This window comes from Pseudomonas sp. A-R-19, assembly GCF_019956575.1.
GTDB lineage: Bacteria > Pseudomonadota > Gammaproteobacteria > Pseudomonadales > Pseudomonadaceae > Aquipseudomonas.
Genome location: NZ_JAHBDR010000055.1, coordinates 1 through 25,835 on the forward strand (window position 1 = coordinate 1; position 25,835 = coordinate 25,835).

Annotated in this window: 19 protein-coding genes; 11 read left to right on the forward strand and 8 right to left on the reverse strand. The window is 61.8% G+C overall.

Annotated features, from left to right (window positions below):
* Positions 1-15: 15 nt before the first annotated feature.
* From KGA88_RS14880 to pvdM, 3 genes are read right to left on the reverse strand one after another with little or no spacing between them, the layout of a single operon-like run.
* Positions 16-900, reverse strand: a complete 885-nt coding sequence (locus KGA88_RS14880; protein ID WP_223592097.1) for a formylglycine-generating enzyme family protein — start codon at positions 898-900, stop codon at positions 16-18.
* A 30-nt stretch (positions 901-930) separates the two neighbouring features.
* Positions 931-2,211, reverse strand: a complete 1,281-nt coding sequence (locus KGA88_RS14885; RefSeq protein ID WP_110660309.1) for an aminotransferase class V-fold PLP-dependent enzyme — start codon at positions 2,209-2,211, stop codon at positions 931-933.
* A gap of 30 nt (positions 2,212-2,241) precedes the next feature.
* Positions 2,242-3,591 (reverse strand): pyoverdine-tailoring dipeptidase-like protein PvdM, encoded by a 1,350-nt coding sequence (gene pvdM, locus KGA88_RS14890; protein ID WP_223592099.1) that lies wholly within the window; start codon positions 3,589-3,591, stop codon positions 2,242-2,244.
* Positions 3,592-3,833: 242 nt separating this feature from the next.
* On the opposite strand from pvdM, the gene KGA88_RS14895 reads away from it, so the two are divergent.
* Positions 3,834-5,453, forward strand: a complete 1,620-nt coding sequence (locus KGA88_RS14895; RefSeq protein WP_223592101.1) for a PvdJ/PvdD/PvdP-like protein — start codon at positions 3,834-3,836, stop codon at positions 5,451-5,453.
* 216 nt (positions 5,454-5,669) lie between these two features.
* On the opposite strand, the gene KGA88_RS14900 is transcribed toward KGA88_RS14895, so the two are convergent.
* From KGA88_RS14900 to KGA88_RS14910, 3 genes are read right to left on the reverse strand one after another with little or no spacing between them, the layout of a single operon-like run.
* Positions 5,670-7,064 (reverse strand): efflux transporter outer membrane subunit, encoded by a 1,395-nt coding sequence (locus KGA88_RS14900; RefSeq protein ID WP_223592103.1) that lies wholly within the window; start codon positions 7,062-7,064, stop codon positions 5,670-5,672.
* Positions 7,065-7,071: 7 nt separating this feature from the next.
* Entirely contained in the window at positions 7,072-9,045 is a 1,974-nt protein-coding gene (locus tag KGA88_RS14905) for a MacB family efflux pump subunit (RefSeq protein WP_223592105.1), read from the reverse strand.
* Positions 9,046-10,218 (reverse strand): efflux RND transporter periplasmic adaptor subunit, encoded by a 1,173-nt coding sequence (locus KGA88_RS14910; protein ID WP_223592107.1) that lies wholly within the window; start codon positions 10,216-10,218, stop codon positions 9,046-9,048.
* 373 nt (positions 10,219-10,591) lie between these two features.
* Between KGA88_RS14910 and KGA88_RS14915 the strand changes: the two genes are divergently transcribed.
* The 7 genes from KGA88_RS14915 (at position 10,592) to KGA88_RS14945 (ending at position 21,201) form a co-directional block, all read left to right on the forward strand.
* Positions 10,592-11,074, forward strand: a complete 483-nt coding sequence (locus KGA88_RS14915; protein WP_110662640.1) for a sigma-70 family RNA polymerase sigma factor — start codon at positions 10,592-10,594, stop codon at positions 11,072-11,074.
* A gap of 133 nt (positions 11,075-11,207) precedes the next feature.
* Positions 11,208-12,545 (forward strand): lysine N(6)-hydroxylase/L-ornithine N(5)-oxygenase family protein, encoded by a 1,338-nt coding sequence (locus KGA88_RS14920; RefSeq protein ID WP_223592109.1) that lies wholly within the window; start codon positions 11,208-11,210, stop codon positions 12,543-12,545.
* Between the two features lie 599 nt (positions 12,546-13,144).
* Positions 13,145-15,859 carry a magnesium-translocating P-type ATPase gene (gene mgtA / locus KGA88_RS14925; protein ID WP_223592111.1) on the forward strand — a complete coding sequence of 905 codons (2,715 nt, stop codon included), beginning with the start codon at positions 13,145-13,147 and terminating at the stop codon, positions 15,857-15,859.
* A 133-nt stretch (positions 15,860-15,992) separates the two neighbouring features.
* Entirely contained in the window at positions 15,993-16,709 is a 717-nt protein-coding gene (locus tag KGA88_RS14930) for an MgtC/SapB family protein (protein WP_223592120.1), read from the forward strand.
* A 127-nt stretch (positions 16,710-16,836) separates the two neighbouring features.
* Complete coding sequence (locus KGA88_RS14935; protein ID WP_223592122.1) at positions 16,837-17,238, forward strand: chemotaxis protein CheY; 402 nt, start codon at positions 16,837-16,839, stop codon at positions 17,236-17,238.
* Between the two features lie 108 nt (positions 17,239-17,346).
* Positions 17,347-17,973, forward strand: coding sequence for a response regulator transcription factor (locus KGA88_RS14940; protein ID WP_223592125.1), 627 nt, complete (start codon positions 17,347-17,349; stop codon positions 17,971-17,973).
* Positions 17,974-21,201, forward strand: a complete 3,228-nt coding sequence (locus KGA88_RS14945) for a transporter substrate-binding domain-containing protein (protein ID WP_223592127.1) — start codon at positions 17,974-17,976, stop codon at positions 21,199-21,201.
* A 3-nt stretch (positions 21,202-21,204) separates the two neighbouring features.
* On the opposite strand, the gene dkgB is transcribed toward KGA88_RS14945, so the two are convergent.
* Together dkgB and KGA88_RS14955 are read right to left on the reverse strand one after the other, a co-directional pair.
* Positions 21,205-22,008 carry a 2,5-didehydrogluconate reductase DkgB gene (gene dkgB, locus KGA88_RS14950; protein WP_110660416.1) on the reverse strand — a complete coding sequence of 268 codons (804 nt, stop codon included), beginning with the start codon at positions 22,006-22,008 and terminating at the stop codon, positions 21,205-21,207.
* A 271-nt stretch (positions 22,009-22,279) separates the two neighbouring features.
* Complete coding sequence (locus tag KGA88_RS14955) at positions 22,280-23,188, reverse strand: LysR family transcriptional regulator (RefSeq protein ID WP_223592129.1); 909 nt, start codon at positions 23,186-23,188, stop codon at positions 22,280-22,282.
* Between the two features lie 104 nt (positions 23,189-23,292).
* On the opposite strand from KGA88_RS14955, the gene KGA88_RS14960 reads away from it, so the two are divergent.
* From KGA88_RS14960 to ycaC, 3 genes are all read left to right on the forward strand, one after another.
* Entirely contained in the window at positions 23,293-24,159 is an 867-nt protein-coding gene (locus KGA88_RS14960; RefSeq protein WP_223592131.1) for a pirin family protein, read from the forward strand.
* A gap of 93 nt (positions 24,160-24,252) precedes the next feature.
* Positions 24,253-24,936: an isochorismatase family protein gene (locus KGA88_RS14965; RefSeq protein WP_110660420.1), complete on the forward strand. Its 684-nt coding sequence runs from the start codon at positions 24,253-24,255 to the stop codon at positions 24,934-24,936.
* 56 nt (positions 24,937-24,992) lie between these two features.
* Positions 24,993-25,619: an isochorismate family cysteine hydrolase YcaC gene (gene ycaC / locus KGA88_RS14970; RefSeq protein ID WP_007977984.1), complete on the forward strand. Its 627-nt coding sequence runs from the start codon at positions 24,993-24,995 to the stop codon at positions 25,617-25,619.
* Positions 25,620-25,835: the final 216 nt, after the last annotated feature.

Consider the following 25,835-nt stretch of genomic DNA (forward strand, 5'->3'; position numbering starts at 1 on the left):
GGGTTGGGGATGGAGTCAGAGGTTGGGTGTCAGGTCGCGTACGACACGGAAACCGATCCAGTCGCCACGGGTCTGCGGGTCGATGTCATTGCGGTTGCCCGAGCGGGAAAACACCGGCGCTTCGCCCCAGTCGTTGCCACGGATGCGCAGGGTGTCGCAGTTCGGTTCGGTCCAGGCGCTGCCATCGGTAGGTGCGCCGACGTAGTCCGGGTGGTAGCAGTCGGCAATCCATTCATAGACGTTGCCATGCATGTCGTACATGCCGAAGGCGTTGGGTGGATAGCTGCCGGCCGGCGAGCTGTAGCTGTAGCCATCGGTCGGGCCGTAGGTGTTGGCGTGGGTGGCGATGCTGTACTCGGTGCCGGGGTCGAACGGGAAGGGGAACGGTCCCGTCGAGCCGCCACGGGCGGCGTATTCGCGTTGGGCCTCGCTGACGATGTGGTAGTGCTGGCCGGTTTTCAGTGACAGCCAGGCGACGTAGGCGCTGACTTCGGCAAAGTTCATGCACACCGCCGGCTGGCGCGGGCCCTGGGGATAACTCGGTTTGCCGTTGGTGCATGCCCGGCCGGGGCGGGTGTCGCCATCGGGCAGGGTAATACCGGTTTCCTGCATGTATTGGTTCCATTCGCCGGCGGTGATCTGGTAACGGCTCATGGCAAACGGCTTGTCGAATGTCACTTCATGCATCGGGCCTTCATCGGGCTCGCGGCCGACTTCGTCTTCCGGGGTGCCCATGGTGAAGGTGCCGGCGGGCAGTACCACCATTTCCGGGCAATTACGGCAATCCTTGAAGACCTTGCCCGGCAGCGGTGCCGTGTAGGCCTGGGCGAGGCCGGGCACGGCGCTGCCGAGCAACCCCAGCAGCATCAGGGCGCCGAGGTTTTTCAGGGTGTTTTTCATAAAAAATTTTCGTCCATTTAAATCGGTGGGTCAGAGCTTGCTCGCCATCAGTTCCATCAACCGGTCGATGTGCGCCTCGGTATTGAGCAGCCCCGGCGATACACGAATGATCGGCCCGACATCGCGGTCCACGGCGTCACACACCACGCGCTGATCCATCAGGTAATTGGCGACTTCCTCGCAGTCCCGGTCCTTGATGCGGAAAAAGGTGAAACCGGCGGAATACTCCGGTGACAGCGGCGTGACCAGCTCCACCGACGGGTGCTGCTGCAAACGCTTCTTCAGGTAGCTGTTGATGTCATGGATGCGTGTCGCGACCTCGGCCTTGCCCAGGTCCAGGTGCAATTTGAAGGCTTCGGTCAGCGCCCAGCGGTGTTCGAAGGAGTGGTAGCCGCCATAGGTCATCACCGTGGAAAATTGGGTGGCTTCGGAGAAGGTCGGGATGGTCGGGGTCACGTCCTTGAGCTCGTCGGAACGGGCACAGATGATCCCGGTGCCCCGTGGGCCGAACATCCATTTGTGAGTGCCGGCAATGAAAAAGTCGCAGTGCATGTCCGGGAAGTCGACGTTCTCCACACCGAAGCCGTGTACGCCATCGATGACGTAGAGGATGCGGTCCTTGTCGGCGCGACCACGGTTTTTCTCTTCCACCAGTTTGCCGATTTCGCCAATGGGCAACTTCACACCGCTGCCGGAATGCACCCAGGTCATGCCCAGTACGCGGGTTTCGGGGCGGATGTTGCGTTCGATCGAGGCCAGCACTTCGGCGGTCGAAACCTTGTAGGGGTCTTCGAACAATTTGATCTTGCGAACCTGGGTGCCGTCCTTCTGGGTGCGGTATTCGAACACGCTGTTGGCGGCGTAGTGCTCGTGTTCGCTGGTGAGGATTTCCTGGTCCGGGCGCACGTGGATGCCGGCGTAGATCATCGCCAGGCCTTCGGTGGTGCTGCCGGTGAGGGCGATCTGCGACGGCTTGGCCTTCAGGTAACGGCCAGCCCACACGCGCACGTCTTCTTCGCGGCGTTCGGTTTCGCCGCGATGCCAGTCCATGGCCAGGCCCGGGTTGCGATCAAGGTTCAGGCGATGCATTTCGATGGCCTCGCGCACAGGCAGCGGGTGCGAGGTCACGAGGAAGTTGGCGAAGTGCAGGTAATTCGGGTCCTGGGTGAACAGTTGGCGCAACTGGTCCCATTTGTCCCTGGGCAACGGCGCCGGGCTTGCGGCCCGTGCGGGCAAGCTGACGGCCGAGGCCAGGGGAATGCCGGCCGCCAGAATGCCGGCTTGCTTGAGGAATGAACGACGGTTGGTCATGGTTCGGTTCGCTTTGGCAAAAGGAAAAAATCAGTTCTGGACCACAGGTCGGGAGGACTTCTGCACCTGGTCCCAGACCCGCAGGAAGTTGCCGCCCCAGAGCTTGGCGATATCGGCCTCGCTGTAGCCACGGCTGATGAGTTCGGCGGTCACGTTGCGGGCCTCGCTGACGTCTTTCCAACCGTCGAGGCCGCCACCGTCGTTGAAGTCGGAACTGATGCCGACGTGGTCGATGCCGATTTTCTTCACGGCGTAATCGATCGCGTCGCCGTAGTCCTTGAGGGAGGCCTTGGGTTCTTCGTCGAGGATCGAATAGAGCTGGCTGGCGTACTCGCCGAAGCGTTGCTCGGGCCAGACGGTGATCACCGGGTCGCCCGGCATCAAGGCCATCTCCAGGCCTTGCAGCGGTTGCAGGTCGAAGCGCGCGCGCAGGGCGTTGAGCTTGTCCAGGGTGGCCTGGCTCAGCGGGCGGATGTAGGTCGGGAACGCGACAATCTGCACCACGCCGCCGCTGTTCTTGATCAGCTGCATTTCCGCATCGCTGAGGTTGCGTGGGATATCCACCAGGGCACGCGGTGCCGAGTGCGAGGCGACCATCGGCGTGCGGCTCAGTTGTGCGACTTGCTCCAGGGCCTTGGTCGACATCTGCGACACATCGATGATCACGCCCAGGTCGTTGAGGCGCTGCACCGCTTGCTTGCCAATGTCCGACAGCCCGCCGAGGGCGTCGCGCGAGTCGTTGAAAAATGGCAGCGGCCGCGACGAGTCGGCCCAGGCGTTGTTGCCCACGTAGCTGAAGCCGAACATGCGCATGCCGCGCGCGGCCCACGTATTCAGGGCGTTGAGGTCATTGCCCAGCGGGTAGGCGTTGAGCATGCTGATGAAGATCGCGAACTTGCCTTCGCCGTGCAGGCGACGGAAGTCGTCGGCGGTATAGGCGATGGCCACCTGGTTAGGGAAGTCACGGACCATGGCGCTGATGATCTTGTAGCGGGTTTCCTGCTCAAGGCGAGCCTCGTCGACGAACCCTTCGGTAGGGCGGTGGGGCGCGTTGGGGCCGTTCCAGATTTCCGGCCAGCCGAAGATCGTCAGCGCCGCCCCGGACAGGCGCCCGCGCGCGGTCTTGATCAGGTCGAACTGGCCTTCGCCGTCCTTGTCGACTTCGTTGCCGGCGGTGCCGAAGTCCATTGGCACGGTGATGTGGCTGTCGAACGAGAGGATGCGCTCCTGCAGTTGATCGGCCTGTTTCATCACCTTGACCGGGTAGCCGGGGTTGTCCTTGAACCAGTAATCCCAGGCCGCGAAGCCTGCGCCCGCGCTGATCGCCAGGGCCAGCGGCAGGCCGATGAAAAGAGCCTTTTTCGAACGTGGTTTTGTCATTGCCGTCTCAGTCAGGTTCGCCGTCGAGGATCAGGCGCGGGGGCCTTTGCTATCTGGGGGGAACGTATGGCTGATCGAATAATTTAGGTGTTTGTACCGGCCTCTTCGCGAGCAAGCCCGCTCCCACAGGTGACCGCATTCCAATGTGGGAGCGGGCTTGCTCGCGAAGCTTTTAAATTTATGCGGGTAACAAACGTTCTAGCTTGGACAAAGCCTGCTCCATGGCTGACACAGGTAGGGCAATGACGATTTCTCGACGATGGTTCCTCGCGGGCCTGGCGCTCACCGGTGCCGCCGTGCCGGCGGTGTATTACGGGCATCGCGAACTGACCAGGCCGGACCCGACGATCACCCCCGGCGAAGCCTCGTTCGACGTGGCCGATGTTGCCGGTCAGCGCTTGGCCGATACCTTGCGCGGGGTCTGGCAGATTCGTTTCGACGGTCGTGACGGCGGTATCGAAGGCTTACCGCGAGAAGGCCTGGAAGTATTTATCGACATCGGACACAAAGGTCGCGGCGTCGTGGGTTTCCTCGACACCGCCGAGCGTTTGCGCTCTGCCGAAGAGCCTCGTTACCGGGTGCTCGGCGATTTGTCCGGGGCCAACCCGAAGCAGCTGAGTTGGCGATTGCTGGGCGCCAGCGGCTGTTGCGAATACGAATTCGACATGAGCCTGGACGAGGTCTGGGCCGGTTTCGGTAACGCCGGCAGCGGCAGTCTCAGTGGGCGCGTGTTGGACCTCAATCGCCCGCTGATGCTGACGGCCCAGGACAATCGCTTCATCGCGGTCAAACGGGTATTCCCCGAAGCCCGCGAGCGCGCCGGCCTCAATCCGACCCTGCTCGCCTGGCTGGTATCACCGCAGCACCGATTGTTTCACCAGCTCTGGCATGCCACCCGGGACAAGTGGCACAAGCTGTCCGAAGACCAGCGCGGCGCCTTGCGCGGGCTCGGCTGGCAACCCGGCCCTCGGGACCAGGAGCGCGATGCCCGGGGCGAGCGCAAGGATCGCAACGGTTCGGGCGTGGACTTTTTCTTCATGCACCGGCACATGCTCGGCACGGCGCGGTCGATGCAGGATTTGCCGTCCTGGACACACTTCCCGTTGCCGCAGCCGGAACTGGCGCGGGACCGGCCCGGTTTTGCGCGTTACTTCGACAATCACGACGGCACGGCGCTGCCGCCGACCTGGCTGGCCGAGGACGATGACGAGTACACGCAATGGGTCAGCGACATCAAGACCAGCGAGACCTATCACAGTAATTTCCAGGTCTGGGAATCGCAGTACCGCGACCCGCGTTACCTGTCGAAGCTGACCCTCGGTCAATTCGGCTCGGAGGTTGAACTGGGCCTGCACGACTGGCTGCACATGCGCTGGGCTTCGGTGCCGCGCGATCCGTCCAACGGTCAGCCAGTGCCATTCGCCCGCGATCCATCGGATTTTTCCGCACGCTGGTTCGCCGCGGAAAACGACTTCCTCGGCGACCCGTTTTCCTCCCATGTGAACCCGATGTTCTGGCATTTCCACGGCTGGATCGATGATCGCCTCGAGGACTGGTTCCGCGCCCACGAGCGCTTCCATCCGGGGCAGGTCAGTCGGCGGGAGGTCAATGGCGTGCAGTGGTTCGCGCCGGGGCGCTGGGTGGAAATCGATGACCCGTGGCTCGGTCCGGGCACTCATGGCTGCAGCACCACGCCGGGGTTGCAGGCGGGCAAGTCAGTGGAAATGGACCCGGAAACCATGAAGCTGGCGCTGCGCATCACCTTTGGTGAGGACGAGAAGAAGCTGAAGGACCTGTTCCGCAAGGTGCCGCAGCGGCCGTGGTATGCGCGTAATCTGAAGGCTAAACAGAGCCAGGCTTGATCTTGGCCGTACACAGATTTTGTGTTCACTGAAGATCCACTGTGGGAGCGGGCTTGCTCGCGAAGGCGGTGTGGCAGACGACATAGATGTTGAATGTACTGGCCCCTTCGCGAGCAAGCCCGCTCCCACATTTGATCCTGGTTGTACGCAGGTTTTATGTCCGCTGAAGATCCCTGTGGGAGCGAGCTCGCGATGGCGCCCTCACAGATGCCAGATCTATAAAACCTGCCACCCCCCACCCAACGCCTTGTACAACGCAATACTCGCCTGCATGCGCGACAACCTCAGTTGCACATTCAAATCCTGCGCCGCATACAGCGTGCGCTGCGTCTCCAGCACTGTCAGCAGATCCTCCGCCCCAGCCTGGTAGCGGCTTTGCGCGATGTTGAACGCAGTCTGTGCCTGGCTCAGTTCTTCACTCTGCCAGCCGCGCTGTTGATCCAGCCCGCGAATGCTGTTGAGGGCTTTTTCGACGTCGGCGAAGCCATTGATGATCGCGCCGCGATAGGTCTCCAGCAGTTCTTCCTGGCGCGCCGTGGCCTTGTCGCGCTGGGCACCGAGGCGGCCGTTGTTGAACACCGGCGCGAGCAGTCCGGCGGTGAGGTTGTAGAAGGGGCTGCGCAGAATATCGTCGGCCCGGTCGGCGCCGGAGCCGATTTCGGCGGTGAGGGTCACGGTCGGCAGCATCGCGGCACGGGCGACGGTGACGTCGGCTTGGGCGGCGGCCAGTTGCGCCTCGGCCCGGGCAATGTCCGGGCGGCGGCTGAGCAACTGGCTGGGCACGCCGGCGTCGATGGCGGGCCAGGTCAGTTGATCGAAGCGTTCCTGACCCAGCGACAGCGCCTGAACCGGTCGGCCGAGCAGGGCGGCGAGGCTGATTCGCGCATCCTCGGCCTGTTGCTGCACCAGCGGCAGCTGGCGTTGCTGCGCTGCCACCAGGCTTTTTTGCTGGGCCAGTTCAAGGGCCGTGGCCGAGCCCGAATCGAAACGGGTCTGCACCAGTTTCAACACGCTCCGGGCGTTGGCCAGGTTCAACTCGGCGATGCGGCTCTGCTCCTGCAACGACAAGGTTTGCGCATAGCCGTTGGCCACGCCACTGAGCAAGGTCAATTCCACGGTGGCCTGATCGAACTCGCTGGCTTTCAGGCTGAATTGCGCGCTGTCGCGGCCGGCTCGCTGGCCACCCCAGAAATCAATTTCGTAGCTGGCGGTAAGGTTCGCCGTGAAGTAGTCGACGGCGTCGTTATCGCTGTCGGCATCGAGCTGACTGTAGCCGTTGCCGCGCAGCAGTTTCTGGCGATTGGCGTTGACCCCGGCCTTGACCTCCGGCAGTTGCGAACCGCCGGCAATCACCGTATCGGCCTGGGCCTGGCGCACTCTCGCGATGGCCGCGGCCAGATCGTAACTGCCAAGCCGTGCCTGTTCGATCAGGCGACCCAGTTGCGGGCTGCCGAAGCGGTTCCACCACTGCTGATTGTCATGGGCGGCGCCTGCGGTGTGCGGCGATTGCCAGGCGGCCGGCGGCCGGATGCCGCTGTCGGGGCGCTGCACCGGAGTGCCGCAGGCGCCGAGCAACAGGCACAGGGTGAGCAAACTGAGTGACGGCTTCATAAATCGATCATTCACTGGTAAGGGCCGTGACCGGGTCGAGCCGGGCAGCTTTACGGGCCGGCATGTAGCCGAAAACAACACCGGTGACCAGGGCGCAGCCGAAGGCGCCCAGCACCGCTATCAGGGAGAACGCGACAGCCACTTCGCTGAAAATCAGCACGCCTCCGACGATCAGCGCCAGGGCGATACCGGTGAGGCCGCCCACCACCGAGAGCATCACCGCTTCGGTGAGGAACTGGCGCAGGATGTCGCGCTGGCGGGCGCCGGTGGCCATGCGGATGCCGATCTCGCGGGTCCGTTCGCGCACGGTCATGAGCATGATGTTCATCACGCCGATCCCGCCCACCAGCAGCGAAATCGCCGCAATCGAGCCGAGCATCAGCGACAGGGTGTTTTGCGTGCGGGCCTCGGCCTGGATCATCGCCGCGTTGTTGGTCAGTTCGAAATCGTGCTTGCCGTCGTGCAGGCGCAGCATCAGTTGCTCGATGGCTTTTTCGGTTTCCTTGACCTTGCGCGCGTCCGCGGCGGCGATGGCGATGTACTCCGGATTGTGCGTGCCGAACAGGCGCACGCTCGCGGCGGAGTAGGGGATGGTGATGCGGTCGTCGCTGTCGGAGTCGCCGGAGCTGGCGCCTTTTTCGGCGAGCACGCCGACCACCTGGAAAGGCACGTTTTCGATCAGGATGTACTGGCCGATCGGGTTGGCCACGTCCTTGAGCAGCTTGGTCCGCACCTTGTGCCCGATCACCGCGACCGCCGCAGCGTTTTGTTCGTCGGCGTGGGTGAAGTAGCTGCCTTCGACCACTGGCCAGTTGAAGATCGTCGGGAAATTGGTGTCATTGCCGCCGACATAACTCAAATGGTCGAGGTTGCCAAAGCGCACCCCGGCTTCCTGGCCAATCACCGGCATGATCCGCGTCACTTGCGGCAGGCTGGCGATGGCCGCCACATCATCCAGGGTGACGATGCCCATCGGCGTGCGCGGGTTGGGCGCCGAGCCGCTGAGGTAAATGATGTTGGAACCGAACGCGCCCATCTGCGCCATCACCTGGCGCTTGCTGCCTTCGCCCACGGCCAGCATCACCACCACCGAGGCCACACCGATGATGATGCCGAGCAGGGTCAGCGCGGTGCGGAACTTGTTGATCCACATCACCCGCCACGCTGCGTGCACGGCATCGACCAGTTCGCCTTTCCAGGCGCCAGTGGCTTCGGCGCCTTCGCTCAGGCGCTTGCGCAGATCGACGGCCTGCAGCGCACCCGGGGTGGCGGAATTTTGCGCGGCGGGGTTGTCGTGGGCGCTGTCGCTGATGATCAGGCCGTCGCGGATCTCGATGATGCGTTTGGCCCGGGCCGCCACTTCGCGGTCATGGGTGATGAGGATCACCACGTGACCCTGGCTCGCCAGTTCGTCGAGCAAGGCCATGACCTCGGCGCCGCTGTGGCTGTCGAGGGCGCCGGTGGGCTCGTCGGCGAGAATGATGTGGCCGCCGTTCATTAGCGCGCGGGCAATCGATACCCGCTGCTGTTGCCCGCCGGAGAGCTGATGCGGACGGTTGCCGGTGCGCGAAGCCAGGCCGAGGCGGTCGAGCAGGGCAGCGGCGCGGGCGTGGCGTTCGGCGGCGGGGGTGCCGGCATAGATGGCCGGCATCTCGACGTTCTCCTGGGCCGAACCCGACGGAATCAGGTGATAGCCCTGGAACACGAAACCGAAGGCTTCGCGACGCAGCCAGGCCAGCTCGTCACTGTCCAGGGCGGCGACGTTTTCCCCGGCGAAGCAGTATTCGCCCGAGGTCGGGCGGTCGAGGCAGCCGAGGATGTTCATCAGCGTCGATTTGCCGGAACCGGAAGCGCCGACAATCGCCACGAACTCACCGGCATGGATCGACAGGTCGATGCCGCGCAACACGTGAACTTCAGGCGCGTCGCCACCGCCGTAGGCTTTGCGGATGTCCGAAAGGTCGATCAGGGGCGTCAGCATTCAGCCGTCACTCCCGTCGACCGGGCCGATCAACAGGTGATCGCCTTCTTGCAGGCCATCGAGGATCTGCACCCGCAGGCGGTCACTGATGCCGGTGCGCACGTTGCGCTGTTCGATGCGGCCATTGCTGGCGACGACTTGTGCGGTCTGCAGGTCTGGCTGCGCGCCCGCCTGGAGGGCGGCGATCGGCGCGGTGAGCACGTTCTGCGCCTGGTTGGCGACGAAAAACACCTGGGTGGTCATTTCCGCCATCAGCGCGTTGTCGGCGTTGTCGACGTCCAGCAACACGGTGTACAGCACCACGCGGGCACTCCCGCTTTTGCTGGTGCTGGCGGGGCTGCCACCGCCCTGGCTGGTCTGGTCCAGCGGTTTGGGCGGGACGGGAAGGATCTGCCGCACGGTGCTGGTCCAGCGCCGGGTGCCGCCGCTCAGGGTGGTGAACCAGGCGTGCATGCCGGGTTTGACGTGGCCGATGTCGGCCTCCGAGACCTCGGCCCATACGGTCATGGGCGACAGCTTGGCGATGCGCAGGATCAGCGGCGTCTGCTGCTGGGCGTTGAGGGTCTGGCCTTCACGGGCATCCAGCGCGACCACGGTGCCGGCCATGGGGGCATAAATCCGCGTGTAGCCGAGCTCCGCCTGATCGCTGCGCAGGCTGGCTTCGGCCTGGCGGATCTGTGCCTGGAACATGTCGATGCGCGCCTGGGTCACGCGCAATTCAGCCTGGGCGGTCTGCACGTCTTCATCACGGGTGGCACCGCCAGCGGCGAGGTTCTGTTGGCGCTGGTATTTCTGCCGGGCCAGTTCGTGTTGCGCCCGTTGTTCCTGCAGCTGCGCCTTGAGGTTTTCGATGGAGAACCGCCCGGCATCGAGTTTGGCCTGTTGCGTGGACGGATCGATCTCCACCAGCAACTGGCCTTCCTTGACCACGTCACCGACTTCCACGTGGATCTTGTGGATCTGCCCGGAGGCCTGGGCGCCGACGTCGACATAGCGCCGCGGTTGCAGGGTGCCCAATGCCGTGACGCTGCTTTCGATGTCGGCGCGGCTGACCTGGACGGTGGCGAACTGGTCGCGGCCCGGCGGGATGAACTGCCAGGCGGCGACGGCAACTACAGGGATCAGGCAAAGTGCTGCGAGCAGGGCGCGTCGGGTCTGTCGGGGACGTTTCATGCAGGGTTCCGGCCAAAGGATATCGGCCCGTCGTTGAGCGGCGCAGAGACGGGAAGCTGTCCTGTAGACGTTGAACGGAGCAGAGAATTTAGCCGACAACACAAACCACTGTAGGAGCGAGCTTGCTCGCGATGGCCGCAAGGACGACGCGTTAAATTAGAAAGTACGCATCATCGTTCACGCCCATCGCGAGCAAGCTCGCTCCCACATAGTTCACGACTATTTATCGGGCAAGGCGACGCGGTACTTTAAATCTATATGAGAATTACTATAAATTACGCGATACGAATTGCCACTATCGTGCCACCGTTTATTTCAACGCTGGCACAAAGGGCTCAAGGACAGAAACCGCACCCCCGTGCGGACGGGAGTCATGTTGGAAAACTACTATCGTGAGCTGGTGTGTTTCCTGAACGCCAGGCTGGGCAACCGTCAGGTGGCCGAAGATGTGGTGCATGACGCTTACCTGCGGGTCCTGGAGCGTTCCAGCGAGACGCCGATCGAGCAGCCCCGGGCATTCCTTTATCGCACCGCTCTGAACCTGGTCGTCGATGACCACCGGCGCAATGCCTTGCGGCGCGCCGAGCCGCTGGACGTACTCGATAGCGAAGAAAGCTGTTTCACGCCTTCGCCGCACAAGGCCCTCGATCACGGCCAGCGCCTGGACATGCTCCAGCGTGCCCTGGCGGAACTGCCACGGCTGTGCCGCGAGAGCTTTCTGCTGCGCAAGATCGAGGGGCTGTCCCATTCGGAAATCGCCGGGCAACTGGGTATTTCCAAGGCCCTGGTCGAAAAGCACATTGTTAATGCCATGAAGCATTGCCGTATACGAATGCGACAGTGGGATGCCCACTGAGCCCGCACGGCTAAATTTTTTTTCATTGTCCTCGTTCCTACTCAACAGACGACCTGTTGTGCGGCCCACGGCCTGTCAGGTCACTTAGGTTCAATGCCCCGCTTTTGCGGGGAACATCCAGAGGACACTGGAAATGACACAGGCAATTGCATCGCCCCTCGTTCACGACCTGATCGGCGTCGGATTCGGCCCGTCGAACCTGGCACTGGCCATCGCGCTGCAAGAGCGCGGGGCGAGCCAGGGCAATCTGGATGTGCTGTTTCTCGACAAGCAGGCCGACTACCGCTGGCACGGCAACACCCTGGTGACCCAGAGCGAGTTGCAGATTTCCTTCCTCAAGGACCTGGTGACCCTGCGCAATCCGACCAGCCCTTACTCGTTCGTCAATTATCTCAAGGCCCACGGGCGCCTGGTGGACTTCATCAACCTGGGCACCTTCTATCCGTGCCGCATGGAGTACAACGACTACCTGCGCTGGGTCGCCGGGCAGTTCACCGCGCAAAGCCGTTACGGCGAAGAAGTGCTGACCATCGAGCCGGTGCTGCACAACCATCAGGTCGAGGCGCTGCGGGTGATTTCCCGCGATACGAGCGGGCACCAGCATGTGCGCACCACCCGTTCGGTGGTGGTCAGCGCCGGTGGCACGCCACGTATTCCCGAGGTGTTCAAGGCGCTCAAGGATGACGGCCGGGTGTTCCACCATTCCCAGTACCTGGCGCAGATGGCCAAGCAGCCGTGCGTGAACAACCAGCCGATGAGCATTGCGATCATCGGTGGCGGACAGAGCGCGGCGGAGGCCTTCATCGATCTGAACGACAGCTTCCCGTCGGTGCAGGTGGACATGATCCTGCGCGGCTCGGCACTCAAGCCGGCCGATGACAGCCCCTTCGTCAACGAAGTGTTTTCGCCGGAGTTCACTGACCTGGTGTTCCAGCAGCCCGACAGCGAGCGCGAGCGACTGGTGAACGAGTACCACAACACCAACTATTCGGTGGTGGACATCGACCTGATCGAGCGCATCTACGGCATCTTCTACCGGCAGAAAGTCTCGGGCATCGCCCGGCATGCGTTCCATACCTTGACCACTATCGAAAAAGCCACGGCCAGCGAGCGCGGCATCGAACTGGTGTTGCGCAACAACGCCACCGGTGAAGTCTCGGTTCGTCACTACGATGCCGTGGTCCTGGCCACCGGCTACGAGCGGCAGATGCACCGCAAACTGCTGGCACCGCTGGAAGAATACCTGGGTGATTTCGAGGTCGATCGCAATTACAAACTGATCACCGATGAACGCTGCAAGGCCGGTCTCTACATGCAGGGCTTCTGCCAGGCCAGCCACGGGCTGAGCGACACCTTGCTGTCGATCCTGCCGATCCGTGCCGATGAAATTGCCGGCTCCTTGTATGAGCACGGCAAGCATCGCGGGCATGGGCGGTCGGTGGTGGATTTGTTGTTGGCGACGGCCAGCTGACGTAGGTGAACTTGTGGCGAGGGGGCTTGCCCCCGTTCGGCTGCGCAGCAGTCGCAAATCCGTCGAATGCGGTCTGTCTGAAAAACCGAGTTAACCGGGTTTTGGGGGCGCTTCGCACCCCAACGGGGGCAAGCCCCCTCGCCACAGTTTTTCGCAATCCTGAACCCTTCCTGAAGAACCCCGAGATTGCCCCGGCAAGATTTTGTAACGGGTTTACTCTGCAAACATCGGGGCGTAAGCTTCGCGCGTTTTCATCCATTACGGAGACCCACAGTGGGTACTTGTTCGAGTGACAGTTGTCGGCCGGTCTCGGTAACCGGCATTTTCTCGGCAAGATAACGCGCAGTCTCCTGTGCCGTTGTCTCGCCGAAAAGCGAGCAGCGGCATCCCGATCATGGCCAGTCCCGGCCGTGTCCCGACGTCCCTCTCATCGACGCTGAACAGTGCGTGGTTTCGACTTTTTGTCGTGGCCGCCGCTCTATCGACACGCCTGTCATTCGTGACCGGCGCGCCAGGCCTTGCTTTGCCGGTTGTTCCGGCGGCAGCGGCGTGGACCTGCCTGCTCGACGGTTTCCCGGCTGACCAAAGGGGCACCAGCCATGAAACTTACCCTCAAGGAATTCTTCGCGGGTTTCCTGCGTAACCGCCACATCGCCCGGCACTTCCGTCGCCTGGCGTTGCTGGAAACCCTCACCGACACCACGGTCAGCCGTGAAGTCCCACCCACCCTGGCGCAAACCCTGGTGGCCGCTGCCGGCAGCGACACCGGTCAATTGCTCAACACCCTGGGCAGTCACACCGACGGCTTGAGCGAGTTCGAAGCCGATGCCCTGCGCGAGCAATTCGGTCTCAATGAAGTCGAGCACGAACAACCGCTGCCCTGGTGGACGCACCTGTGGCACTGCTACAAGAATCCGTTCAACCTGCTGCTGACGTTGCTGGCGGTGATCTCCTGGCTGACCGAAGACATGAAAGCCGCCATCGTGATTTTCTCCATGGTGGTGCTGTCGACCTTGCTGCGTTTCTGGCAGGAAACCAAATCCAACCAGGCTGCCGATGCCCTCAAGGCCATGGTCAGCAACACCGCCACGGTGATGCGCCGGGACGTGGAGGACCACAGCGCGCAGCGGATCGAATTGCCGATCAAGCAACTGGTACCAGGCGACCTGATCGTGCTGTCGGCCGGGGACATGATTCCCGCCGATTGCCGGGTGCTCAGCGCCAAGGACCTGTTCGTCAGCCAGGCAGCCATGACCGGTGAATCGATGCCGGTGGAAAAATTCCCCCGCCAGCAGGACCGCGACACGCTCAATCCGCTGGACCTGGACAACATCCTGTTCATGGGCACCAATGTGGTGTCCGGCACGGCCATGGCGGTGATTCTCACCACTGGCAACAGCACCTATTTCGGTGCCCTGGCCCAGCGCGTCGGCGCCACTGACCGGGCGCCGACTTCGTTCCAGACCGGGGTCAACAAAGTCAGCTGGTTGCTGATCCGCTTCATGTTCGTGATGGCGCCGCTGGTGTTGTTCATCAACGGTTTCACCAAGGGCGACTGGACCGAGGCGCTGCTGTTTGCGTTGTCGATTGCCGTGGGCCTGACCCCGGAAATGCTGCCGATGATCGTCACCTCGACCCTGGCCAAGGGCGCGGTGTTCCTGTCGCGCAAAAAAGTCATCGTCAAGCGTCTCGACGCCATCCAGAACTTCGGCGCCATGGACGTGCTGTGCACCGACAAGACCGGCACCCTGACCCAGGACAAGATCTTCCTGGCGCGCAACGTTGATGTCTGGGGCAATGATTCCGACGACGTGCTGGAAATGGCCTACCTCAACAGCTACTACCAGACCGGCCTGAAAAACCTGCTGGATGTGGCGGTGCTCGAACACGTCGAAATCCACCGTGAATTGAAAGTCGGCACGGCATTCCGCAAGGTCGACGAGATCCCGTTCGACTTCACTCGCCGGCGCATGTCGGTGGTGGTCGCCGGGCACGATCAACCGCACCTGCTGATCTGCAAGGGCGCGGTGGAAGAGGTGCTCGCGGTCTGCTCACGGGTACGTCACGGTGAAGTCGATGAAGCCCTGACCGAAGAACTGCTGGCGCGAATCCGCCAGGTCACGGCCGCGTTCAACGCCGAAGGCTTGCGGGTGGTCGCGGTAGCGGCACGGCCGATGATCGAAGGACGCGACACCTACAGCCTGGCCGATGAACAGGCACTGACGCTGATCGGCTACGTGGCGTTCCTCGATCCGCCGAAAGAAAGCACCGCGCCAGCCCTCAAGGCTCTGGCCGCCCATGGCGTGGCGGTGAAAGTGCTGACCGGCGACAACGAACGGGTGACGGCGAAGATCTGCCGCGAAGTCGGCCTGGAACAGCAAGGCCTGCTGATGGGCAACGACATCGAACGCATGAGCGATGCCGAGCTGGCGAAAGCCGTGGAGACCACCAACGTCTTCGCCAAACTGACGCCATCCCACAAGGAGCGCATCGTCCGCCTGCTCAAGGGCAACGGCCATGTGGTCGGTTTCATGGGCGACGGCATCAACGACGCCCCGGCCCTGCGCACCGCCGACATCGGTATTTCCGTGGACAGCGCCGTGGACATCGCCAAGGAAGCGGCCGACATCATCCTCCTGGAAAAGAGCCTAATGGTGCTGGAGGAGGGCGTGCTGGAAGGGCGCCGCACCTTCGCCAACATGCTCAAGTACATCAAGATGACCGCCAGTTCGAACTTCGGCAACGTCTTCTCGGTGCTGGTGGCCAGTGCGTTTATCCCGTTCCTGCCGATGCTGCCGATGCACCTGCTGGTGCAGAACCTGCTCTACGACATTTCGCAGATCGCCATTCCGTTCGATAACGTCGACGAGGAAATGCTCAAGCAACCGCAGCGCTGGCAGCCGGGCGACGTCGGGCGCTTCATGCTGTTTTTCGGGCCGATCAGTTCGATCTTCGACATCACCACGTTCGCCTTGATGTGGTACGTGTTCGATGCCAATACGCCGGATCACCAGACCCTGTTCCAGTCCGGCTGGTTCGTGGTCGGGCTGCTGACCCAGACGCTGATCGTGCACATGATCCGCACGCCGAAGATCCCCTTCCTGCAAAGCCGCGCGGCCATGCCGTTGCTGGTGATGACGGGGCTGATCATGGCCGTGGGGATTTTCCTGCCGATGGGACCGCTGGCGCACTACTTCAAATTGCAGGCGTTGCCATCGCTGTATTTCGTGTTCCTGCCGGTGATCCTGCTGGCGTACATGGCGCTGACCCAGGCGGTGAAGGGGTTCTACATTCGCCGGTTTGGCTGGCAATAAGGCCGCAAAACCTGTGGGAGCGGGCTTGCTCGCGAATGCGATGTATCCGTCACCATCATCATCGACTGACCCAGCGCTTTCGCGAGCAAGCCCGCTCCCACAAGGGGATCGTGTGTTTTTCAAGGAGTTTTATATGCAAGCCATCGACAACCTCAACCTGAGTTCCCTGCTCGATACCCTGGTCAGCCTCAGCGCGGCCTTCATCCTCGGTGGCCTGATCGGTTTCGAGCGCCAGTACCGGCAGCGCACCGCCGGCCTGCGCACCAATGTGCTGGTGGCGGTGGGTGCGGCAATTTTCGTCGACATGGCCAACCGTCTCGCTGGTGCCGAAGGCGCCGTGCGGGTCGTAGCCTACGTGGTTTCCGGCATCGGCTTTCTCGGTGCCGGGGTGATCATGCGCGAAGAGGGCAATGTACGCGGCCTCAATACGGCCGCCACGCTCTGGACCTCGGCGGCAGTCGGTGCCTGCGCCGGTGCCGACCTGCTGGCCGAGGCCTTGCTCGGCACGCTGTTCGTGCTCGCGGCCAACACCTTGCTGCGGCCAATCGTCAACAACATCAACCGTCAGCCGCTGGATGTGATTTCGGCGGAAGTCACCAACATCGTCTATGTCATTACCCGGCGTACGCAGCAGAAAACCGTGCTGGCCCTGCTCGAAGCCGAGCTTGCGCGCTGCAACTATCCGGCCAGCGATGTCGATGTGCACGCCTTCGGCACGGATGAAATTGAAATCGAAGCCACCTTGGCGACTACCTCGGTCGATGGTGATGAGCTGGATGCGCTGGTGGCACGGATTTCGACGTCGACCTTGGTGGTGCAGGCGTTCTGGAGTCCGAGTACTTCGGAGTAAAGGTCAAGGTTTCCCGGGCAAGAGTCAGACTAACCGGCATTTATTTAGGAATTGTCCTACATAAACCTGGGAGGGGCTTCCGTAGGCTTTGCGACCTCTTGAAACCGACATCCTTTTGGAGGTCACCTTGCCGAACAAATCCTTGCGCATCCTGATCGCTGATGCACAGCACTTCAACCGCCTGCGGATCGAGCGGCTGTTCAATCAGCTCGGCTATTTCCGGGTGGCGCCGGTGCAGAGCCTCGACGAGCTCCTTCCCCTGGTGGAGTACGGTTGCGAGCCACTGGACCTGGTGCTCGTCAATGAGTCGATGGCCCGGGGAGCGCTGGACCTGTTCAATTATTTTGCCAACAACCCGCAGGTCCATCACGCGCTTATCTTCAATGAACAGCAGACGCAGTCGCAGCCAGTCGTGGGCAAAGTCCAGTTCAGCCAGGCCGCTCTGCCTGACCTTGCGTCAATTACGCAGTTGATGAGCGTCGTTGATCCTCGGTTACCGTTTGTCGGAACTGTCATTTCTGTCAGGTAGTTCCTTGCAGCCTTCCATGCAAAAGTCTATGCGCAGCGTTGTGCCCAATCGCTGCGGTACCTGGAGGGCATTTTTTGCCCGATCGTGTTGTTTTGCACGGGAGTAGTCATGAAGTCAGCACTGATTGTGGAAGATCATCCGGTGGTTCGCTCCATGATCAAACTTGTACTCAGGGGCGAAGGATTCACGCAGATTTACGAGGCCGCCCGTGGCGATGAAGTCCTGTCGTTGCTCCGGGAGCATCAACCGGATGTCCTGCTGCTTGATCTGGGTCTTCCGGGGGTGGCGGGGCTGGAGGTGATGAATCGCATCAAGGCCGAAAACACGCGATGTCGCGTGGTGGTGTTCACTTCGCTGGAGGCCCAGTTTTATCAGGACCGCTGCATGCGTGCCGGGGCTGCAGCCTATGTTTCCAAGAGCAAGGAACTGGATGACTTGAAGGCGGCCGTGAATTCGGTGATGGCCGGCTACACCTATTTCGCCCAGATCCCCTCGAGTTCCGTGTCGATGGGGGATTTTCAACGCAGTGAAAAGCAGTTGATCGACAGCCTCTCCAATCGTGAGCTGACCATTCTGCAGTACCTGGCCCGGGGTTCGAAAAACCTGGAAATCGCCGAGATCATGCATCTGAGCTACAAGACCGTCAGTACCTACAAGACCCGGCTCATCGTCAAGCTCAATGTGAGCTCATCGGTGCACTTGAGGGATTTCGCCTTGCGCAATCATTTGATCTGAATGAACGCGCTCCGACGATTGTCCGGTTGGCTGCTGATGGGCCTGTTTTTTTGGGCATCGACGGTCTGCGCGCAACAGTCGTTGACCCTGCTGGGGCGTTCGAGCGCCGAGGGTTTGAGCGTCAGGTTGTCGGACACCGAGTCGCGCTGGCTGCAGCAAAAGCGCCGATTGGTGCTGGCTGTCTCTGCGCCGGACTATCCGCCCTTCGAGTTCAACACGGCGGGCAAGGTGTTCGAAGGCCTGACAGCCGATTACGCCGGATTGCTCGAACAATTGTTGAACGTTGTAATTGAGGTTCATTGTTTTCCGTCGCGGGCCGATGCGGTGCAGGCCATCAAGGACGGGCGGGCAGACCTGCTGGGGACGGCCAATCGGTTTGAAGCCGAAGATCCACAACTACAGATGTCCAGCGCGTATGCGGTCGATCAACCGGTGCTGGTCACGCGGACCGATTTCCCTCCGGTGGTCGACCCGACACTGGCCGGCAAGCGGCTGGTGATGCTGTATCACTACTTGCCCGAATACAGCGTGCAACAGTTCTACTCCAAGGCGCAGGTCCAGCTGTTTCCCTCGACACTGGCGGCGATGGGAGCCGTGGCGTTCGGCCAGGCCGATGTCTATCTGGGCGATGCGATCAATGCTCACTATCTGATCAGCAAGAACTACCTGAACAACGTGCAACTGACGGACTTCTCGCCCATGGAGTCCGGGCGTTTTGCCTTTGCGATGACCCGCGACAACGTTTCGCTATTGCGCATCGTCAACAAGGCGCTGGCGGCCATCACCACCAACAAACAACAGAACATCCTGCGTCGCTGGGGGGCCAACGGGGTGTCTATCCCGGGCACCCAGTCATTGCAGTTGAGCGTGGCCGAACAACTCTGGCTCGAACGCCACCCACGGGTAAAGGTCGCGATCAACGATAACATCCCGCCGATTTCATTTATCGACAGCGAAGGCCATTTTCGCGGTATTGGCGTCGATTTGCTGGCGAAAATCAGTTTGCGCACCGGGCTGCAGTTTGACATCCAGAGCATGAAGTCGATCGCCGAAATGATAGCCAGCGTCAAGAGCGGGCAAGTCGATGTGCTGGCCGGTATCGGCCTCAGTTCCCAGCGTGAAGATGAACTGTTGTTCACCCGCGCGTTTCTGAGCAGTCCTTCGGTGCTGGTGACCCGTACGGCCGCGGACAGCCCCAGGACGCTGGATGACATGGCGGGAAAAACCCTGGCGCTGACCCAGGGCAACATTGCCGGTGAGTACATTCGCCAGCACTATCCGCTGATCCAACCGGTGGATGCACCACTGTCGACGGACGCCATGGAGATGGTCGCCCAGGGCAAGGTCCATGGCAGCATCAACTCGTTGATCAGCGCCCGTTACCTGATTTCCCGGCAGTATCGCGATCGTCTGCAAGTGACCAGTACCGTGGGCACCGATCCTGCCCGAAGCACCCTGGCAACCAGTCGCGAGGCGACTGAACTGCATTCGATTCTGGACAAGGCGCTGTTGAGTATCCCTCCCGAGGAAATTGACGAACTGACCCAACCCTGGCGCTATGACTCGATGGTCGAGCAGAGTTACTGGCTGCGACACCGGCAGGCGATCGTGCAGGCGTTCGCGGTGGCGGGTGTCTTGCTGTTGCTCGCGTTGGCCGGGATCGTCTGGCAGCGCCGGCAGATTCGCCAGCGTCAGCTTTTGCTCGGGCAATTGCAGGAAGCCAAGGATGCGGCGGACGACGCCAACCGGGCCAAGACGACGTTCCTGGCCACCATGAGCCATGAAATCCGCACGCCGATGAACGCGTTGATCGGCATGCTCGAACTGGCGCTGAAACGGGCCGATGAAGGGGAGACCGACCGCGCCGCCATCGAGGTGGCGTCCAATGCCGGGCAGCAACTGCTGGATTTGATCGGCGACATTCTGGACGTCGCGCGGATCGAGTCCGGGCATTTGTCGCTGGCGCCGGAACGGGTCAACCTGCACGCGCTGGTGACATCGGTCTGCCGGGTTTTCGAGGGGCTGGCGATGCAGAAGAATCTGCAATGGCGGGTCGAGCTGGACGAACACAGTGACTGCGACGTGATGCTCGATCCCACGCGCTTCAAACAGGTGCTGTCCAATCTGCTGAGCAATGCGATCAAGTTCACCCGTGAAGGTCAGGTGAGCCTGGCATTGCGAGCACGGCCTCAAGCCCCGGCGCACCTCGCTGTCAGCGTACAGATTGAAGACAGCGGCATCGGTATCAGCGCTTTCGACCAGCAACGCCTGTTCAGCCCGTTCGTGCAGGCGGGTAACAGTCAGCAGACCGCCCGGCAAGGCTCCGGCCTGGGCCTGGTGATCAGTCGAACCCTGTGCGAAACGATGGGCGGCCAGTTGCAACTCAACAGTGAGCTTGGACGCGGGACGCGGGTGGACATCAGCCTGGTGCTGCCGGCCCTGCAAGCGTTGCCCGAGGGAGAGATGCTCCAGGACTCGGCGCAGCTCACCACCCGGGCGTTGTCGATTCTGGTGGTCGACGATTATCCGGCCAATCGCCTGTTGCTCTCACGGCAGCTGAGTTACCTGGGCCACCATGTGGTGATGGCTGAAGACGGCGCGCAGGGGCTGGAACAGTGGCGCGGGCACGGGTTCGACCTGGTCATTACCGACTGCAACATGCCGGTGCTCAGTGGTTACGAACTGGCGGGCGCGATGCGTGAGCAGGAGCGGCTGCAGGGACTGTCACCGATGCTGATTCTGGGTTTTACCGCCAACGCGCAGGCCGAGGAGAAAGCCCGGTGTCGGGCGGCGGGCATGGACGATTGCCTGTTCAAACCCATTCGCCTGGTGGATTTGCAGGCCTGGCTGGCCCAGCGGTTCTCCAGCGCTCCTTTGGTGGCAATCGACGATCCTGGCTTCGCCGAGTTTGATTTGAGCGAGCTGGAACGCTATGCGGATTCGGACCGTGAGCTGATCGATCAACTGATGCTCGATCTGGCGTTGACCAACCGCGAGGACCGCGTGCATTTGCTGGCGTTGCACGCCAGCGGCAATCGCCCGGAATTGCAGGCGCTGGCACACCGGATCAAGGGTGGCGCGCTGATGGTGCGAGCACTTGCCCTGGTCGAGTGTTGCGAACAACTGGAGCAGGCGTGCAATGACGGCCGCGCGGCACTGATCGACGATGCCGTCGACCAGTTGCAGCAAGCCATGACCCGTTTGGAACAGCGTCTGGGGCAGGATTGAGGCTCAATCCCAGTTCGGTGCGATGCCTTTTGGGCTGGTCAAGCGGTGGCCGCGATCCAGCGTTGCGATCAAGGCCATGTCGCTCTCACTCAAGGTCAGCTCGCGAGCCTTCAAGTTGCTTTCGAGGTTGCCCCGGCGAGTGGAAGACGGGATCACCGCGTAACCCGATTGCATGGCCCAGGCTAGGGTGACCTGAGCCGGGGTCACTTGCAGACGTTCGGCGATTTGCTGGATGAGCGGGTCCTTGAGGACTTCACCGTAAGCCAGGGTCATGTACGACGTGATGCCGATACCCTGGCTCTGCGCGAACGCGACGACGTTGCGGTTTTGCAGGTACGGGTGCAGTTCGATCTGGTTCGTGGCGATGTGCTCGGCACCGATGGCTGCAATCGCTTGCTGCATCAGGTCGATGGTGAAGTTGGACACGCCGATCTGTCGGGTCAGGCCCAGGCGCTTGGCTTCGAGCAGAGCGCCCATGAATTGCGCGACGGGCACTTGATCGTCCGGCGACGGCCAGTGGATCAGGGTCAGGTCCAGGTAATCGATTTGCAGTCTGCGCAGGCTTTCCTTCAGGCTCTCGATCAGACGGTCACCCGCCAGGTTGGCGACCCAGATCTTGCTGGTGATGAACAGTTCTTCCCGGGCGATGCCGCTGGCTGCGATGGCTTCGCCGACGTCGGCTTCGTTCTCGTAGATTTGCGCGGTATCGATCACCCGGTAGCCGAGCGCCAGGGCGGTGCTCACCGAGTCGATGACCACCTGGCCTTGCAAGCGAAACGTACCCAGACCGAAGGCGGGAATAGACATTGATGACTCCAGGGGTTGCAGTAGGAATGGGCGGCAGTATCCGCGCCTGTATCCGTGAGAAAAACCGCTGGAGCGGCAAAGCAATGTTTACCGAAAGTCATGAATCGGTAGCAGTCCGGTTTCGTGAGAGTGTCTGATCTGGCGCCTTCGCGAGCAAGCCCGCTCCCACAGGGGAATGCATTCCAAATGTGGGAGCGGGCTTGCTCGCGAAGGCCGCGACTCGGTATGAAGCCTTACCCATCAACTAGCCGCTCAAAGCTTGCAGCTGCCTTCAGGCAATATCACTACGACTGAATTCCTCCCCGAGAAAATCGATCAACGTGCGCACCGACGGCAGCAAGCCCCGGCGCGAAGGGAAGATCGCATGAATCACGCCGCTCTTCGGTACCCAACCCGGCACCAGTTCCACCAGTTGCCCGGCAGCAATCTCATCACGCACCACCACACTGGGCAGGTGCACGATGCCGATCCCGGCGACCGCCGCGTGGCGCAGGGCCAGCAGGTCATCGGTGACCATGCGCGGCGCATGCCGGATCATTGCCGTGCTGCCATCGGCACCGAACAGTTCCCAATGATATTCGCGCTGTGCCGCGCCCCAGTGCAGGCTCGGCAAACCACTGAGGTCGGCCGGGGAGGCCGGTGTCGACAGACGCGATAAAAAGCTTGGGCTACCAACCACGCTCTGGGTGCTATTGCCCAGCACCTTCATGACCATGTCGGTGTTTTCCAGCGGCGGAAAACGTACCCGCAGGGCAACGTCGAAACCTTCGTGAATCAGGTCGACCCGGCGATTGGTGCTCTCGATGAACAATTCCACCAGCGGGTACTTGAGCATGTAGCGGGTCAGCATCGGCCCGACCCAGGAATTGAGCAGCGCTGTCGGGCAACTGACGCGCACCATGCCCTGGGGCTCGGAGCGGTTGCGCTCGATCAGTTCGGCGGCGCTTTCCGCTTCCACGCGCATGGCCAGGCAGCGCTGGTAGTAGGCCTGGCCGATTTCCGTCAATGAACAATGCCGGCTGCTGCGGTGCAGCAGGCGCACGCCGAGGCGTTCTTCAAGTTCGGCAATGCGTCGGCTGAGCTTGGACTTGGGCATGTCCAGCGCCCGGCCGGCCGCGGCGAAACCGTGATGTTCCACCACTTGGGTGAAGTAGTAGAGGGTGTTGAGGTCTTCCACCATCGTTCTCCAGATAGAACGCTAAAGCTGATTTTTGCAGTCTAGCGCAGCAAAGGTCACGGTTTTAAGCTTTGTCCATGGCTTCACTCACCTCATCAGGAGACACCATGAAAAACATCATCGGTATCTACACCAGTCCACGGACCCATTGGGTTGGCGACGGCTTTCCGGTTCGCACGCTGTTTTCCTACGACAACCTGGGCAAACACATCAGCCCGTTCCTGCTGCTGGATCACGCCGGCCCCGCTGAATTCACCCCGACCAGCGAGCGACGTGGCGTTGGTCAGCATCCTCATCGTGGCTTCGAAACCGTGACTATCGTTTACAAGGGCGAACTGGAGCACCGGGACTCCACCGGCAGTGGCGGCAAGATCGGCCCCGGCGATGTGCAATGGATGACCGCGGCCTCGGGGATCCTGCATGAAGAGTTTCACTCCGAGGGCTTCGCCAAGAGCGGCGGCACCCTGGAGATGGTGCAGCTGTGGGTCAACCTGCCGGCCAGGGACAAGATGGCCGACCCCGGCTACCAGACGATTCTCGACGGTGACATCCCGAGCATCGCCTTGAAGGACAACGCCGGCAGCCTGCGCCTGATCGCCGGTGAGTTCGACGGTCACAAGGGCGCGGCGCGCACCTTTACCCCGGTCGACGTGTGGGACATTCGTTTGAATGCCGGCAAGTTGCTCACCCTGGATCTGCATGAAGGGCGCAACACCGCGCTGGTGGTCTTGCGCGGCGCGGTTCAGGTCAATGGCCTGGAATCGGTGCGCCAGGGGCAACTGGCCCTGTTCGATCGCAAGGGCGATCGCATGACTCTCGAAGCCAGCGAAGACGCGGTGGTGCTGTTGCTCAGCGGCGAGCCGATCGACGAGCCGATCGTCGGTCACGGGCCGTTCGTGATGAACACCGAGCAGGAAATCCACCAGGCCTTCGCCGACTTCCAGTCCGGGCACTTCGGCCGGATGCACGCTTAACTCGCAGCGCTTAAACACCCGACTCTGCACAGGATGAGTAGGCCGGTTTTCAGGCCAGGGATGGCTGTTGCCCAAAAGCAAGAGGAAACGCTCATGAACACTGTCTACGCGGCCAACTTCAACGGCCAGAAACCGACCATCGACCCCAACGACAGCGCCATGCTGTTGATCGATCACCAGAGCGGACTGTTCCAGATCGTCAAGGACATGGACGTGCCCCAACTGCGCGCCAACGCCATTGCCCTGGCCAAGGCCGCGACCCTGCTGAAAATGCCGGTGATTACCACTGCCTCGGTTCCGCAAGGACCGAACGGGCCGTTGATCCCGGAAATCCACGAAGCCGCACCCCATGCGCAATACGTGGCGCGCAAAGGTGAAATCAACGCCTGGGACAACCCGGAGTTTCACGCGGCGGTCAAGGCCACCGGCAAGAAAACCCTGGTGATCGCCGGCACCCTGACCAGCGTGTGCCTGGCGTTCCCGTCCATCGCCGCCGTGCATGAAGGCTACAAGGTGTTTGCGGTGGTCGACGCCTCCGGCAACCACTCGAAACTGGCCACTGATCTGACCGTCGCCCGCCTGGCCCAGGCCGGAGTGGTGCCGATCGACATCATGGCTACGCTCTCTGAGCTGCAAGGCTCGTGGAACCGCCCGGATGCCGAGCAGTGGGCCGCTGTCTACGCCCAGGCCATGCCACATTATCAATTGCTGATCGAGAGTTACCTCAAGGCCCAGCAAGTGGCGAACGAACACGAGGTGCTGGACTCCCAGCGCTGACCGGTGACCCCACGCCGATTTTCTCTCGGCATCGATAACCTGCGAGGACTACTGCAATGACTACTTCCTACAAGCGTCTGGACAAGGACAACGCCGCCGTTCTGTTGGTGGATCATCAGACCGGCCTGCTGTCACTGGTACGCGACATCGATCCGGATCGATTCAAGAACAACGTGCTGGCCCTGGCTGACCTGGCCAAGTACTTCAAGCTGCCGACCATCCTCACCACCAGTTTCGAAACCGGTCCCAACGGCCCGCTGGTGCCCGAGCTCAAGGCGCAGTTCCCGGACGCGCCGTACATCGCCCGCCCGGGCCAGATCAACGCCTGGGACAACGAAGATTTCGTCAAGGCGATCAAGGCCACCGGCAAGAAACAACTGATCATCGCCGGTGTGGTGACTGAGGTGTGCGTGGCGTTCCCGGCCCTCTCGGCGCTGGCCGAAGGCTTTGATGTGTTCGTGGTCACCGATGCGTCCGGCACCTTCAATGAGTTGACCCGCGAATCGGCGTGGAGCCGCATGACCGCCCAGGGTGCGCAATTGATGACCTGGTTCGGCCTGGCCTGTGAGCTGCACCGCGACTGGCGCAACGATATCGAAGGGTTGGGCACGCTGTTCTCCAACCATATTCCGGATTACCGCAACCTGATGACCAGCTACAGCACGCTGACCAACAGCAAATAACTTCGGCATCACGCATCCCCCCTGTGGGAGCGGGCTTGCTCGCGAAGGCGGTGTGTCAAACAACATATACGTTGCCTGACACTCTGCATTCGCGAGCAAGCCCGCTCCCACATTGGTTTTGTGGTGTTTTTGGGAGGGGGTTCATCCCGCCAAATCAATTGCTCCTACACTATGGCCAATCCATGCGATCTTCGCGTTCTTGGCCCTGGCTGGAGT